Raw genomic sequence first — 15,129 nt, forward strand, 5'->3', positions numbered from 1 at the left:
CGGGAGTTCCGGGATCTGTCGACGAGTCCACAGACTCTACTGCTGTTGCTGGTCTTTCTATATCAAGAACAGCATTACAGCAGAACGACGTTGTCGACAGGATGAACGGGACGGACAGGATGGAAAGACGACGAAGCGCACTCTGTTGTTGGGGTCCATCCTGGCCGTCCGGCTCATCCTGTCCAAACCGCCCCGGCGGCGCTTAGTATTCGCCCCGGACGACCCCGGTCCTCCCCAGAAACCCGTCCTGTCCCAGTCTCGATGCGCTTCACGATCTCACGGGAGAAGTTGCAGGAAGGCCTCGGCGCCGTCGCGGCGAGCATCCCGGCCAAGACGACGCTCCCGGTGCTCTCCAACATCCTCCTCGAGACCACCGAGCGGGGGATCCGCCTGTCCGGGACGGACCTCGACATCGCCGTGAGCACGGAGGTGGCGGCCGACGTGGAGACGGCGGGCGCGATCACGATCCCGGCGAAGAAGCTGAGCGAGATCGCGCGCGAGCTGCCGCCGTCGCCGGTGAAGGTGGCGGCCGCCGGCGAGCAGCGGGTGACGCTCGAGTGCGGCCGGTCGCGGTTCAAGCTGTTAGGCCTGCCGAAGGACGAGTTTCCGGCGTTCCCCGGCGTGAAGTTCGATCAGAGCTGGCGGGTGAAGAGCGGCGAGCTGCAGCAGCTCATCACGCACACGGCGTTCGCGGTGAGCACGGAGGAGAGCCGCCCGATCCTGAACGGCGTGCTCTGGGAGCTGCGCCCGGATCGCATGCGCATGGTGGCGACGAACGGGCACCGGCTGGCGAAGATGGAGGTGCCGATCGCGTCGGCCGGCGCGCCGAGCGGCGATCTCATCGTGCCGCCGAAGGCGCTGGAGCAGATCCGCCGGCTCTTCCCCGCCGACGAGGACCTCGAGATCGCGCGCGGCGACAACCACCTCGGCTTCCGCTCGCCGCTGACGAGCGTGTTCACGCGCCTGATCGAGGGGCCGTATCCCCCGTACGAGCAGGTGATCCCGAAGGACAACGACAAGGTCGCCGTCGCGGACAAGGGATCGCTGACGTCGGCGCTGAAGCGCATGTCGGTGATCGCCTCGGACCAGACGCACCGCATCCGGCTGTCGTTCAACGCGGGGATGCTGAAGTTCTCGGTGCAGACGCCGGACCTCGGCGAGGCGCAGGACGAGCTGCCGATCCGCTACGATGGCGATCCGCTCGACATCGGGTTCAACGCGGCGTACCTGCTCGAGATCCTGCGCTACATGCCGTCGGAGGAAGTGAAGCTGACGTTCAAGGCGCCGGAGCGCGCGGCCACGGTGGAGCCGGAGGGGTGGGACAATCCGGCGAAGTATCTGTGCCTCGTGATGCCGCTGCGCCTGATGGACTGACGGTGCCCGCGCGTTAGGCGCGCGGTGAGCGCCACCTCCGCACCGGAGCCGCCCGCGATTCTGGTCGTCACCGGCGCGTCGGGTGCGGGCAAGTCGACGCTGGTCCGCGGCCTCGCCGCGCTCGGGCTGCGGGGGGTGGGCTGCTACGAGCTCGACACGATGGGCATCCCGTCCGAGGCGGAGATCGCTGCACGCTTCGGCGGCGGCGAGGGATTCCAGGCGTGGGCGCTCGACACGTGGATCGAGCGCCTCGCGCGCAACGACGACCGCGTCGCGGTGGCGGTGCTCGACGGGTCGGTGCGCCCGCGGGCGGCGCGGGACACGCTCGCGCGGCACGGGATCGTACGCGGGGCGGTGGTGCTCGTCGACTGCGCGTACGCCGAGCGTAACGCGCGCCTGCGGGGATCGCGCGGGCAGCCGGAGCTCGCCACGGCGCAGATGGACGCGTGGGCAGCGTACCTGCGCGGCCAGGCCGACGCGCTGGACGTGCCGGTGCTGGACACGACGGCCACGGAGCCCGCCGTCGGTGTCGCGGCGCTCGAAGGGCACGTCGCTCGTCTGCGCGACGCCGGCTGAGGAGTCGTTAGGCACTCACCTGCCGAGGTGCGATGCTTCACTCGAGAGCAGCCAGCAACTGGGTGGACCGCGGCGCGCCGCCGACGCCCGGCAGCGCTCGACGACGAGGTAGCCTTCTTCCGGGTGCGGATGCCGCGGTCGCTGCTGCTCGCCAAGGCGCTGGAGCATCACGCGCATCACCGGGGCAGGTGGCCGTCCACCTGCGATTGGCCGGCATCACGCCGCCTAGCCAGCGGCTGTTCTGAGGGTCGCACACATGTCCGCCTCCGACGCGAGCGGTCGAATCGGTCGACGGGAGTTCCTGACACGCTCGGCGTTAGGCGCCGCGGCGCTCGCGCTGCCGCGCGCGCCCGCTGCCGCGATGTTCGTATCGCTCCCGCCGTGGGCAGTGGCCCGCGGCGTCGTGTGGCCCGAGCAGGCCCGGCTCGCGGCGCGCGTCGGATACGCAGGCATCGACTGGGCGTTCGGACCGGCGAAGACCGCCGGCGTCGAGGCCACGCGGGCGCTGCTGGCCGAGCTGGCGATCGTGCCCACCATCACCAACCTGCCGATGCAGGGCACGCTCGGCCCCGACGAGGCGGCGTTCGCGGCGCAGCTACCGACGCTGGACCAGGACGCGGCGTTCTGCCGCGCGATCGGGTGCAGTCGCTTTCAGCTCGTGCTGGGCGCCACGACGCCTAACGGACAGCCGAAGGCCGAGCACTGGGCGCGCGTGCGGCGCCGCCTGTCGGCGGTGGCCGCGGTGCTCGCGCCGCACGACGTGCGGCTGGGCCTCGAGTTCCTCGGACCGCGCGTGTTCCGCCGGCGCCGCGAAGGTACGCCGCCCGACGCCCCGCCGCCGGTGCCCTTCGTGTGGACGCTGCCCGAGACGCTCGCGCTCTGCGAGGCGTCGGGGCCCAACGTCGGCGTGACGCTCGACGCGTGGCACTGGCATCACGCGGGCGGCACGACGACTGACATCCGCGCGGCGAGCGCGTCGCGCATCGTCCATGTCCACGTTTCGGATGCCCGAGCGATGCCGCCCGACGACGTGCGCGACGACATGCGGCTGCTCCCGGGCGAGGGCGTGATCGATCTGGTCGGTTTCTTCCAGGCGCTCGCGGCGATCGGGTATCGGGGCGGCGTGGCGCCCGAGACGATCGGCCCGCGCATTCCCGATGGGATGTCGCCCGAGGACAGCGCCCGCCTGGCCCTCGAGGCCACCATGGCGGTCCTGAGGAGGGCGGGCGTGACATGAGCACCGTTCGCGTTGCGCTCGCCAACATCCACCCCGCGACCACCCGCGACGAATCGGTCACCCTGGCGCGCGCGGCCATCGAGCGCGCCTCTGCCGCGCGGGCCGACATCGTCTGCTTCCCGGAGTGCTACGTGCCCGGCTACCGCACACCCGGTAGCACGCTCCCGCCGCCCGACGAGGCGTTCCTCGCGCGCGCGTGGTCGAGCATCGCGGAGTCGGCCGCCGCCGCGAACGTGGCGGTGGTGTTAGGCACCGAGCGGCTCGTCGACGGCGCGCCTCGTATCACGGCGCTCGTCGTCGACCGGGACGGCACGCTCCTCGGCTTCCAGGACAAGGTGCAGCTCGACCCGTCGGAGGAGAGCCTCTTCTCGCCGGGGAGCGAGCGGCGGTGCTTCACGATCGGCGTGCTGACGTTCGGCATCGCGATCTGCCACGAAGGGTGGCGCTACCCGGAGACGGTACGCTGGGCGGCGCGGCGCGGTGCGCAGGTGGTGTTCCACCCGCACTTCCACGAGGCGGAGCCGGGCAGCTTCCGTCCGACGTCGTTCGACGACCCGCGCAACACGTTCCACGAGAAGGCGATGCTCTGCCGCGCGGCGGAGAACGGCTGCTGGTTCGCCAGCGTGAACGTCGCGAGCGATGGATCGCCGACGACGTCGGCGATCGTCAGACCGGACGGGACGCTGCTGGCGTGGCAGCCGTACGGCACGGACGGGCTGCTCGTGGCGGACCTCGACCTCGACGCGGCGACGGGGCTGCTCGCGTCGCGCTGTCGTTCGGCGTGACCGCTCGGCCGTTAGGACACGGCGCGCTCGTGGGTCGATCGACCCGGTCGCGCGGCGTGCGCGCGTCGCATCGTTCGGCGCTCCTCATCGATCCGAGTCCACCGAGCGACCCATGTCCCGCTACACCTACCCGCACACGATCGACAACGGCGCCGGCGAGCGCCTGACGTTCCTCCGCCGAGTGCCCGGCGCCCGCGGCGACCGCCTGGAGGTGGAGAACGTGGTCACGCCCGGCGTCGGCCCGATCATGCACGTGCACCATCGTCAGGTCGAGGCGCTCACCGTCGTCGAGGGACGGATCGGGTACCAGCGGCTCGGCGGCCCGGAGGAGTTCGCGGGGCCGGGCGAGGAGGTCGTCTTCGAGGCCGGCGACGCGCACCGCTTCTGGAACGCCGGCGAGCGCGACCTGCGGTGCGTGGGATACGTCGAGCCGGCCGACAACGTGGAGTACTTCCTGTCCGCGATCTTCGCGTCGCAGAAGCGCACGGGGAGCCTGCGCCCGCATCCGCTCGACGCGGCGTTCCTGGCGCGGCGCTATCGCAGCGAGTTCGCGATGGTCGAGGTTCCCGCGCTCGTGCAGCGCCTCGTCTTCCCCGTGCTCGTCGTCGTGGGACGTGTGCTCGGTCGGTACGCGAAGTACGCGGACGCGCCGGAGCCGGTGGGCGGGTGAGGCGCGCGGCCGTGCGCCCGTCGTCCGTTGACGGCGGAGCGCGGCACTCGTAGCGTCGTCGTCGACTCGCGCGGGTCGACGACATGCTCCAGGGATCGACGCCGGACTTCTGGCAGGTGTGGCAGTGGCGCGTCGCGGTGCTGGCCGGGCTCACGACGGCGGCACTCGGCGTGTGGGGCGCGTTCGCGTCGCTGCGGCAGCGTCGGATCGAGCATCGCTGGAAGCAGGCGGAGCTCGGCAAGACGATCCTCGGCGAGCTGTTCGCCGGCGCGTTCGCGGGGGCTTGCCGGACGAGTGGCCGACGCGTTCCGTTAGGCGACGCCGCACGGCGACGGCTCACCCGAGGGATGGCATGGCCGACGACGCGATCGATCTCTACACGCGGCTGCTCGACGCGTGGAACCGCCGCGACGCCCGCGCGTTCGGCGCGCTGTTCGTCGACGACGGCCGCTCGATCGGCTTCGACGGCTCGCTCATGGAAGGGCGGGCCGCAATCACGGATACGCTCGCCGGCATCTTCGCGGACCACCCGACAGCGACGTACGTGGCACGCGTGCGCGCGGTGACCTCGATCGACGCGCACACGGTGCTGCTGCACGCGGTGGTGGGCATGGTGCCGCGCGGCGGCACCGCGCTGAACCCGGCGGTGCACGCGGTGCAGACGGTCGTCATCACGACACGCGACGGCACGCCGCGGCTCGTGCAGCTGCAGAACACGCCCGCCGCGTACCACGGCCGACCCGAGGCGAGCGAGGCGCTCACGCGCGAGCTGGACGAGGTGCGGCGCTCGGGATCGATCGTGGTCGGCCCCTGAACCACTGGAGGACCCGCATGCGCGACATCCGCGTGGCGACGGTGCAGTTCCAGCACGCACCGGGCGACAAGGCGTACAACATGGGGCGCGTCCGGCACTACGTCGCGGAGGCCGCGCGGTCGGGCGTCGAGATCATCGCGTTCCCGGAGATGTGCCTCACGGGCTACTGGCACGTGCGCAAGCTCTCGCGCGAGGACTTCGAGGCGCTCGCCGAGCCGGTGCCCGACGGACCGAGCGCGCGGGAGCTGCTGGAGCTGTCGCGCGAGCATGGTCTGACGATCGGCGCGGGACTGCTGGAGAGCGACGGCGGCAAGGTGTACAACAGCTACGTCGTCGCGATGCCCGACGGCGGGCACGCGGTACACCGCAAGCTGCACGTGTTCGAGCACACGCACATCTCGGCCGGCGACCACTACACGGTGTTCGACACGCCGCACGGCTGCCGCCTGGGGGTGCTGATCTGCTACGACAACAACATCGTGGAGAACGCGCGCGCGACCGCGCTGCTCGGCGCGGAGATCCTGCTCGCGCCGCACCAGACGGGCGGTTGCAACTCGGTGAGCCCGCGCGGCATGAAGCCGGTGGACGCGGCGATCTGGGCGCGCCGCGCGGAAGATCCCGCGGCGTGCGAGGCGGAGCTGTGCGGACCGAAGGGGCGCGGGTGGCTCATGCGGTGGCTGCCGAGCCGCGCGCACGACAACGGGATGTTCCTGCTGTTCGCGAACGGCGTGGGGCCCGACGACGACGAGATCCGTACGGGCAACGCGATGATCCTCGACCCGTACGGTGAGATCGTCGTGGAGTCGCGCGCGCTCGGCGACGACATGGTGATCGCCGACCTCGACGCGTCGCTGCTGCCGACGTCGTCGGGCCGCCGCTGGATGCGCGCGCGGCGGCCGGAGCTCTACGAGTTGCTCACGCGCTCCACGGGGCAGGAGATGGAGACGCGGCGGGTGCGGTTCGGGGAGTGAGGTGCGCCGTGGACGGCTCCACGTACGTGGAGCCGTGACAGGCGCACGTCAAGCGATCGGTGTCCACGACACCACGCGATACCCCGGCGCCCGCTCGGGGCCCGCACGCCTGACGGATCCAGCTCGCCCGTCCCACGACAGCGTCACCTCGGTGAGCCCCGCCGGGTGTGCGCCGTCGTCCTCGTAGAGCGTGCACGTCGCGCGAGCGGCGCCGAACGCGAGCACGGTGAGCTCGCCGCTCCGCGGGTCGTCGGTGTGGAGCGTGGGCTGCGCGAGCGGGAGCAGGGCGCCGGCGCGCACGAACAGCGGCACGCGCTCGAGCGGCGGCGCGACGTCGATGCGGCGGCCGCCGGCGATGCGTTCGTGGGTCCAGTAGTCGTACCAGTCGCCCGCCGGCAGGTACACGGTGCGCGTCGACTCGCCGGCGACGACGGGCGCGGCGAGCAGCGCGTCGCCGATCAGGTACGCATCGTCGACGGGCCACGCGTGCACGTCGTCGGGGTGATCGAGCACGAGCGGGCGGAACGGCGGCAGCCCCTCGCGGCGGTAGCGCACGAACGCGGCGTGCAGGTACGGCACGAGCCGCATGCGCAGCTCGAGCGCCGCGCGGCACGTCGCCTCCACCGCCTCCCACCCCTCGGCGAAGCGCCCCGCGTTGTTCGCCTCGCGGTCCACCTGCTTCCACGGCGGGTTCCTGATGTACCACGCATTCACGAGCGCCATCGGCGACAGCACGGCGGCCTGCAGCCGGCGCACGAGCTCCTCGGGCGTGCGCGCGTCGCGCACCTCGGGGGTCCACAGCAGCCCCGTGAGGCCGGCCTTCGCGACGGCGCGCACGAACGTGGCGTGGTCGTACAGGTCGCTGTACAGCACGTACGGGTACGGCGCGGCGAGCGCGCCGCTGTTGCGCGCGAGCCCGTAGGTGCGCATGCCGCGCCGCTCGAAGATCGACTGCACGGTGTCCTGGTAGCGCAGGCCGAACAGCGCGTGCATCTGCTCGCCGTCGGCACCCGACGGGAAGCGCGCGAGCTCGGGAAACGACCAGTTGCGCGTGAAGTCGGAGTTGTCGCACTCGTCGAGCTTGTAGCCCGACACGCCTAACGCTATGTGCTCGCGCTCGTGGAAGTCGGCGAAGACGCGGCGGGCCTCCGCGTCGAGGAAGTCGGGGACGAGGCCGTCCCACACGAGATAGTCGCCGGCGTGCGGCGTCGTCGCGGCGTGAATCGGCGACGAGGGGTGCACGAACGCGTGCTCCCAGAGGTTCACGCGATAGTGCGAGCGCGCGAGACCGGCGAGCATCGCTCGCGGATCCGGAAACCGATCGCTCCACGCGTAGCTGCACGAGTACGCGTGCGTCTGCCAGCCGGGCTCGAGGCCGAGCACGTCGCACGGCATCGCGCGCTCGCGGAACTCGGCGGCGAGCCGCTCCACGTCGCGCTGGGCGAAGTCGCGCTCGCACCGGTACCACACGCCGAGCCCCCACCGCGGCGGGAGCGCGCCGCCGCCAGCGAACAGGTTGTAGCGCTGCACGGCGAGTCGCATGGTCGGTCCGCCGAACAGGTACACGTCGACGCCCGCGGCGCGTGGGATCTCGACGATCACCTCGCTCGGATCCTGGAAGCGGTAGCGCGCGTAGGCCGACGGGAGCGCGTCGGCGGTGAGGTCGGTACCCGCGTCGCCGGTCGGCGGGTCGCCCTTCCGCCGCTTGTTGCCCGCGTAGACGGTCGCGTAGCGCGCCGTGTCGAGCAGCACGCCGTAGCCGCGCGTGGTGACGTAGAACGGCACCGGCGCGTGCGAGTCGCCGGAGTCGACGACGGGGTCGGCGTTCACGCGCAGCATCTTCTTCAGCCCGCGCTGGATGAACGACTGGAACTGCAGGCCGAGCCCGTACACCAATTCGTTAGGCGCGAGCGGGAGGCGCACGACGTAGCCGCGCGGCGTCGCCTCGCCCACCGCGGTCACGGGCGGCGCGCCGGCGGCGGGCAGTGTGCCTAACGCGCCGGCCGCGGGCGGGACGCGCCGTGTCGAGACGGGCGTGATCCGCTCCGGCGTGCCGAGCGTGAGCCGCCAGACGCCGGGGTGGACGAGCTCGGGCGCGGCCGCCGTCGCGCTCGTGACGCGCGGCACATGCGTGGCGTGCGGCAGGCCCGGGAGCGCGACGGAGCCGGCGGCGAGGGAGAGGAAGCGGCGGCGTTCCATGGGGCGCGAAGCTACGGGCCCGTCGCGGGGCGGGCCACTCGCCGCCGGGGCGCCGTCCGCCCATATTCGCGGTAGTCCCCCGCGTTCTCTCTCCCGCCTCGCGAGACCGCCATGCCGAAGTTCGTCCTGCTCGTCTACACCGACAGCGCGCTCATGGGCGCGCTTCCCGAAGGTCAGTTCGACTCCATGATGCGCGACTGTCTCGCGCACGCCGACGATCTGACGCAGGACGGCACGCTGCTCGGGTTCCAGCAGCTCGAGGGGCCGGAGACGGCGCGCTCGGTGCGCATCCGCAACGGCCGCGTGAGCGCGCTCGACGGCCCGTTCGCCGAGGCGAAGGAGGTGCTCGGCGGCTTCAACCTCATCGAGGCGGAGGACATCGACGAGGCGGTGCGGCTCGCGGCGGAGATCCCGTGGGCGCGCACGGGGTGCATCGAGGTGCGCCCGGTGCGCGACATCGCGGTCGTGCGGCGCCAGGTCGGCGCGCCCGAGGCCCCGGAGGCGCTGCCGAGATGACGGCGATCACGCGCCCGACGAAGTTCTGCTACGCGTGCGGCGCCGTGATCGACGCCGCGGCCGTCGCCTGCCCGACGTGCGGCGCGAAGCAGCCGAGCACCACCGCGCTCGCGGTGCGCTCGGAGAAGCGCATCCTGCCGGCGGCGCTGCTCTGCTTCTTCCTCGGCGTGTTCGGTGCCCACCGGTTCTACGTCGGCAAGGTGGGCACCGGGATCCTTCAGCTCTGCACGCTCGGCGGGTTCGGGATCTGGTGGCTGGTGGACATGATCATGATCGTGGTCGGGAGCTTCAAGGACGCCGACGGGGAGAAGATCACGGCGTGGACGTGAGTGGCTGCGTGGCTGCGTGGCTGCGTGAGCCGTTAGGCAGCCACGCAGCCACGCAGCGACGCAGCCAGCCTCACCGTAGCGCCTCGACGGGATCCACCCGCGTCGCCCGCCGCACGGGCACGAGCAGCGCCGCCGCGCCGCACGCGAGCAGCACGAGCGTCGCGCCGACGAGCGTCACCGGGTCGAACGGCTGCACGCCGAACAGCAGCTCGCGGAGGAACCGCGAGATCGCGAGCACGCCGAGCGTGCCGCCGGCGAGGCCGAGCGCCATCCAGATGCCGCCCTGACGCAGCACCAAGCCGGCGATGCGGCCGCGGCTGGAGCCTAACGCGACGCGCACGCCGAACTCGCGCTCGCGTGCCGCCGTCATCGCCGCGAACATCGCGTACACGCCGACCGACGCGAGCACGAGCGCGAGGGCGCCGAACGCGCTCATGAGCACCACCGGCAGCCGGCGCGCGGTGAGGCGGTCGGAGAGGAACGCGGTGAGCGCGGCCGCGTCGCGCGACGGGACGCCGGGGTCGAGCGCGGCGAGCTCGCGCTGGAACGGCCGCACGAGCGCGGTCGGGTCGCCGCTCGTGCGGATCACGACGAAGCGCGTCGGCCGGATGTCGACGTGCGACGACAGATATGCCATCGGCTCGGCGTCGGCGCGCGCGGGGTCGTTGCGCACGTCGCCCACGATGCCGACGACGGTGTACGGGATCGAGTTCGGGTTCGGGCCCATGCGGAGCTGGCCGCCCAACGCGTTGCCGTTAGGCCAGAACTTCCTCGCCATCGCCTCGCTGACGACCATCACCGCGGGCGACTCGGGGCGGTCCTGCGGGCCGAACGTGCGCCCCTTCCGGAGCGGGATGCCGAGCGTCTTGAAGTAGTCGTCCGACGCGTTCGCGTAGAGCACGAACGGGATCTGGTCGTCCGGCGGCGGCGGCGCGCCGAGCACGCGGATGCCGTTGTGCTGCGGGATGTTCGTCGGCAGCGCGCTCACGTCGCCGACCGCGGTCACGCCGGGGAGCCCGCGCAGCCGCTCCTCGAGCTGGTCGAAGAAGCGCGCCGCCGACTCGGGCGTGCGATAGGCGGCCGCCGGGAGCTGCACCGCCACCGTGAGCACGCCCTCCGGGCGGAAGCCGAGCGGCGTCGACGTCATGGCGAGGAGGCTGCGCGTGAGGAGCCCGGCGCCCGTGAGCAGACTCACGCACAGCGCGATCTGGCCGGCGACGAGCAGCCCGCGCAGCCGACGCGAGCGCGCGCTCTCGCTCGTGCCGCGCGTCTCGTCGCGCAGCGTGCTCTGGGCGTTCGCGCGGCGCACCGACAGCGCCGGCGCGAGGCCGAACGCGAGCCCCGTCACGAGCGCGAGCAGCGACGTGAAGACGAGCGCGCCCGGGTCGAGCGAGAGGTCCGCGTACGGCGGCAGCGCCTGCGCGGCGATTCCGCGGAGCAGCGCGAGCCCGGCCACGGCGAGCAGCACGCCGGCCGCGCCGCCGGCGAGCGAGAGCAGCACGCTCTCGGTCAGCAGCTGTCGGATGATGCGCGCGCGCCCCGCGCCCAACGCGGTGCGGACCGCGAACTCCTTGCGGCGCGAGATCGTACGCGAGAGCAGCGCGCCCGCCAGGTTCGCGCAGGTGATCAGGAGCACGAGCCCCGCGCTCGCCATGAGCACGAGCAGCGGCGTGCGCGTGTCGCCGACCATCGCGTCGCGCACCGAGACCGTCCTCATCTCCACGCTCGCGTTGTGCTGCGGGTACTCGCGCGCGAGCTGGTCGGCGATCGCGCTCATGTCGCGCTGGGCCGCGTCGACGGTCACGCCGGGCTTGAGGCGCCCCACGAGCCCGAGCCAGCTCGACCCGCGCGCACCGATCGGGTCGCGCAGGTACGGGCGCAGATCGAGCGGGTAATAGAAGTCGGCCTCGGCGTCGGTGCCGGCCGCGGGCCCAACGAACGTGCGCGGCAGCACGCCGACGACGGTACGCGTGATCCCGTTGACGCGCACCTCGCGTCCGACGACCTGCGGATCGCCACCCAGCAGCCGCTGCCAGCCGCGATGCGACAGCATCACCATGCGCACCGTGTCGGCCTTGTCGTCGTCGCGCAGCGCGCGTCCCATCGCGGGCTGCACGCCGAGCACGCGGAAGAACTCCGGCTCGACCCACTCCACCTGCACCACGCTCGGCTGGTCGCCGGCGCGGCCGGAGGAGAACACGCCCTCGCGCGGCCCGTTCATGAACGCGGCGAGCTGCGCGAACGACCGCTGCCGCTGCTCGATGTCGACGACGTTGCCGGGCGCGAGCGCGCCGCGCTCGATGGAGCCGTCGCGGAAGCGCGTGTAGACGCGCGCGACGCGGTCGGCGTCGCGATAGGGCAGCGCGTCGAGCAGCACCGACTTCACGACGCCGAACACGGCGGCGTTCGCGCCGATGCCCAACGCCAGCGTGACGATGGCGAGCAGCGAGAACAGCGGCGCGCGCAGCGCCGAACGCACGCCGTAGCGCAGGTCCTGCTGCAGGTCGCCGAGCCACTCCACGCGCGCGGCGCTCGCCGCGCGCTGCTGATCCTCTGCCGTCATGGCCTTGCTCCAGTGGTTGGTGTCTCCGAACCGACGCTGGGCCTCGGCGCGGGCCGCGTCGGGGGTGAGTCCGCGCTCGACGAGCTCCGCGGCGCGCATCTCGAGATGGAACGCCACCTCCGCGCTCACCTCCTGCTCGATCGACGGACGGCGCCGCGCGAGCCGGAACGCGCGCCGGATGCCGTGGGGCAGTGTCGGACTCACTGTCGAGGTGTCTCGAGGTGTCTCCATGTGGCGGTGCATTCTCACGCGGAGGCGCGGAGAACGCGCTGCCTCTTCGAACAGCAAGAGATCCGGGGATGAAAGGATCCTCAGGGATCCTGGGATCCTTTCATCTCCAGGTATTTGCTGTTGATGTTCTCTGCGGTCCCCCGCGTCCTCTGCGGTTCATATGTCTTCTCGGCGTGAGAACGAAGCGGCCTAACGGAGCGCGCTGATCGGATCCGCCCGCGTCGCGCGCCGCACCGGCACGAGCAGCGCCGCGGCGCCGCAGGCGAGCAGCACGAGCGCCGCACCGGCGAGCGTCGCGGGGTCGAACGGGCTCACGCCGTAGAGCAGCTGGCGCACGGCGCGCGACACGGCCACGACACCGACCGCGCCGCCGGCGAGGCCGAGCACCATCCACACGCCGCCCTGACGGAGCACGAGCGTCGCGATGCGCGCGCGGCTGGAGCCCAGCGCGACGCGCACGCCGAACTCCTTCTCGCGCGCCGCCGTCATCGCGGCGAACATCGCGTACACGCCGACCGACGCGAGCAGCAGCGCCAGCGCGCCGAACGCGGTGATGAGCACCACCGGCAGCCGCTTGCCGGAGAGCGAGTCGGCGAGCCGCGTGCGCAGCGTGATGGGATCGTGCAGCGGGAGCCGGGGGTCGATGTCGGCGAGCGCGCGCCGGGCGGGCGTCAGCAGCGCGAGCGGGTCGCCGGCGGTGCGCATCAGGAACACGGGGCCGTTCCACGGCATCTGGCGGACGCTCATGTACAGGATCCCCTCGGGCTCCGGCTGCGCGGGGTCGTTGCGCACGTCGCCGACGACGCCCACCACCGTGCCGCGCGGCGCGTCCGGCTCGGGGCCGAGTCGCACGCTCGCGCCGGCGGCGCCTCCGTTAGGCCAGTACTGCCGCGCGATGCGCTCGCTGACGATGATCGAGATCGTCGCCCCGTCGGGGCGGTCCTCCGGCCCGAACGTGCGCCCCGCGATCAGCGGCACGCGCAGGGTGCGGAAGTAGTCGTCGGAGACCTCGGAGAGCAGGAACACGGACTGCTCGTTCGCGGGGCGCACGCCGTCCACCCAGATCCCCGTGCGCCCCTGGATGCCGGTCGGCACCTGCCCCGACGCCGCCGCCGCGACGACGCCGGGGAGCGCCCGCAGCCGCTCCTCGTACTGCTGGAAGAACCGCGCACGCGCATCGAGCGACGCGAAGCCGGCGCGCGGGAGCTGCACCGCCACCGCGAGCACGCGGTCGGGGTCGAGGCCCAACGGTCGGGTCGTGATCGCCCACAGCGTGCGGGCGAGCAGCCCGGCGCCAGTGAGCAGGCTGACGCAGAGCGCGATCTGCCCCGCGACGAGCAGCCCACGCAGCGTGCGCGTGCGCCGGCTCTCGGACGTGCCGCGCGTCTCGTCGCGCAGCGTGCCCTGCACGTTCGACCGCCCCGCGGCGACCGCCGGCGCGATGCCGAACGCGAGCCCCACGGCGACGGCGACGGCGGCCGTCACCATCACCGCGCCCGGATCGAGCGACAGCTCGGCGTACGCGGGGAGCACGTGCGGCGCGATGCGGCGCAGCAGCGCGAGCCCGGCCGACGCGAGCGCGAGTCCCGCGGCGCCGCCGGCGAGCGAGAGCAGGGTGCTCTCGGTGAACAGCTGCCTGACGAGCCGTCCACGGCCCGCGCCCAACGCGGTGCGGACGGCGAACTCCTTGCGGCGCGAGATCGTACGCGAGAGGAGCGCGCCGGCGAGGTTCGCGCAGGTGATGAGGAGCACGAGGCCGGCGCTCGCCATGAGCACGAGCAGCGGCGTGCGCGTGTCGCCGACCATGTCGTCGCGCAGCGGCGTGGACCACACGGCGACCTTCGAGTGGAACTGCGGGTACTCGCGTGCGAGCGCGGCGCCGATCGCCGCGACGTCGCGGTTCGCCGCGTCCGCGGTGACGCCCGGCTTCAGGCGTCCCACCAGACCGTGGTTCATGCGGCGGCGCGCGTCCATCGGCGTGCGCATGTACGCGTCGAGCCGCATCGGGAAGTAGACGTCCGCCTCCGCCACCGGCCCGACGAAGCCGCGCGGGAGCACGCCGACGACGGTGCGCGGGATGCCGTTGATGCGCACCGGCCGCTCGAGGATGCGCGGGTCGCCGCCGAACAGCCGCTGCCACGCCGCGTGCGTGAGCACGACGTTGAACGCGGTGTCCGGGGCGGCGTCCTCGTCGCGCAGCACGCGGCCGCGCGCGACGTTCACGCCGAGCGTCGGGAACAGCGCGGGCTCGGTGTAGTTCATCTTCATCACGACGGGCCCCGTCTCTCCCTCGAGGATCACGTCGCGCGTCTGCGACTCGAACGACGCGACGCGGGAGAACGACCGCTGTCGCTCGCGGAGGTCGGTGATCTCGCCCGCGCTGATCGGCGCGTGGTCCATCGAGCCGTCGAGCATCCGGGCGTAGACGCGCACCAGGCGGCCGGCGTCGGCGTACGGGAGCGCGTCGAGCAGCACCGACTTCAGCACGCCGAACACCGCCGCGTTGGCCCCGATGCCCAGCGCGAGCGTCACGACGGCGAGGAGGGAGAACAGCGGCGTGCGGCGCAGCGCGCGCACGCCGTACCGCAGATCCTGCCGGAGGTCGGTGAGCCATTCCGTGCGCCCGCGCTCCGCCACGCGCTCCCGATCGACCGCGCTCATCGCCACGCTCCAGTGATGGGTGTCGCCGAACCGGCGCCGCGCCTCGGCGAGCGCGTCGTCGGGGGTGAGGCCGCGCGCCGCGAGCTCCGCGGCGCGCATCTCGAGGTGGAACGCCACCTCGTCGTCGATCTCCTGCTCGATGGGCGGCCGCCGCCGAGCGAGGCGGAAGGCGCGCCGGACCCCGTGCGGGAGGGGCATGGCGG

At 72.7% G+C, this 15,129-nt stretch carries 12 protein-coding genes; 9 read left to right on the plus strand and 3 right to left on the minus strand.

Features of this window, described 5'->3' with window-relative positions:
- Nucleotides 1-261: 261 nt before the first annotated feature.
- From dnaN to J421_RS05385, 7 genes are all read left to right on the plus strand, one after another.
- Nucleotides 262-1,374, plus strand: coding sequence for a DNA polymerase III subunit beta (dnaN, locus tag J421_RS05355; RefSeq protein ID WP_025410137.1), 1,113 nt, complete (start codon nt 262-264; stop codon nt 1,372-1,374).
- A 24-nt stretch (nt 1,375-1,398) separates the two neighbouring features.
- The gene (locus J421_RS05360; RefSeq protein ID WP_025410138.1) at nt 1,399-1,950 is read left to right on the plus strand and encodes a P-loop NTPase family protein; all 552 of its coding nucleotides are present in this window, start codon (nt 1,399-1,401) and stop codon (nt 1,948-1,950) included.
- Between the two features lie 256 nt (nt 1,951-2,206).
- Complete coding sequence (locus J421_RS05365; protein ID WP_025410139.1) at nt 2,207-3,187, plus strand: sugar phosphate isomerase/epimerase family protein; 981 nt, start codon at nt 2,207-2,209, stop codon at nt 3,185-3,187.
- Entirely contained in the window at nt 3,184-3,972 is a 789-nt protein-coding gene (locus J421_RS05370; RefSeq protein WP_025410140.1) for a carbon-nitrogen hydrolase family protein, read from the plus strand. The genes J421_RS05365 and J421_RS05370 overlap by 4 nt, the downstream gene beginning before the upstream one ends.
- A gap of 112 nt (nt 3,973-4,084) precedes the next feature.
- Nucleotides 4,085-4,642, plus strand: coding sequence for a cupin domain-containing protein (locus tag J421_RS05375; protein WP_025410141.1), 558 nt, complete (start codon nt 4,085-4,087; stop codon nt 4,640-4,642).
- Between the two features lie 352 nt (nt 4,643-4,994).
- Nucleotides 4,995-5,456 (plus strand): SgcJ/EcaC family oxidoreductase, encoded by a 462-nt coding sequence (locus tag J421_RS05380; protein WP_025410142.1) that lies wholly within the window; start codon nt 4,995-4,997, stop codon nt 5,454-5,456.
- Between the two features lie 17 nt (nt 5,457-5,473).
- Complete coding sequence (locus J421_RS05385; RefSeq protein WP_025410143.1) at nt 5,474-6,427, plus strand: nitrilase family protein; 954 nt, start codon at nt 5,474-5,476, stop codon at nt 6,425-6,427.
- Nucleotides 6,428-6,475: 48 nt separating this feature from the next.
- On the opposite strand, the gene J421_RS05390 is transcribed toward J421_RS05385, so the two are convergent.
- Nucleotides 6,476-8,626, minus strand: coding sequence for a TIM-barrel domain-containing protein (locus tag J421_RS05390; RefSeq protein ID WP_025410144.1), 2,151 nt, complete (start codon nt 8,624-8,626; stop codon nt 6,476-6,478).
- Nucleotides 8,627-8,737: 111 nt separating this feature from the next.
- Here J421_RS05390 and J421_RS05395 point away from each other — a divergent pair, with 111 nt between their 5' ends.
- Both J421_RS05395 and J421_RS05400 read left to right on the plus strand, forming a co-directional pair.
- Nucleotides 8,738-9,142, plus strand: coding sequence for a YciI family protein (locus tag J421_RS05395; RefSeq protein ID WP_025410145.1), 405 nt, complete (start codon nt 8,738-8,740; stop codon nt 9,140-9,142).
- Nucleotides 9,139-9,471: a TM2 domain-containing protein gene (locus tag J421_RS05400; RefSeq protein WP_025410146.1), complete on the plus strand. Its 333-nt coding sequence runs from the start codon at nt 9,139-9,141 to the stop codon at nt 9,469-9,471. Before J421_RS05395 ends, J421_RS05400 begins: the two co-directional genes overlap by 4 nt.
- Before the next feature lie 70 nt (nt 9,472-9,541).
- On the opposite strand, the gene J421_RS05405 is transcribed toward J421_RS05400, so the two are convergent.
- Together J421_RS05405 and J421_RS05410 are read right to left on the minus strand one after the other, a co-directional pair.
- Nucleotides 9,542-12,238 carry an ABC transporter permease gene (locus tag J421_RS05405; protein WP_025410147.1) on the minus strand — a complete coding sequence of 899 codons (2,697 nt, stop codon included), beginning with the start codon at nt 12,236-12,238 and terminating at the stop codon, nt 9,542-9,544.
- Nucleotides 12,239-12,454: 216 nt separating this feature from the next.
- On the minus strand, nt 12,455-15,124 hold the full coding sequence (locus tag J421_RS05410) for an ABC transporter permease (RefSeq protein WP_025410148.1): 2,670 nt from the start codon (nt 15,122-15,124) through the stop codon (nt 12,455-12,457).
- Nucleotides 15,125-15,129 lie beyond the last annotated feature (5 nt).

It is taken from the genome of Gemmatirosa kalamazoonensis (assembly GCF_000522985.1).
GTDB classification, from domain to species: Bacteria; Gemmatimonadota; Gemmatimonadetes; order Gemmatimonadales; family Gemmatimonadaceae; genus Gemmatirosa; species Gemmatirosa kalamazoonensis.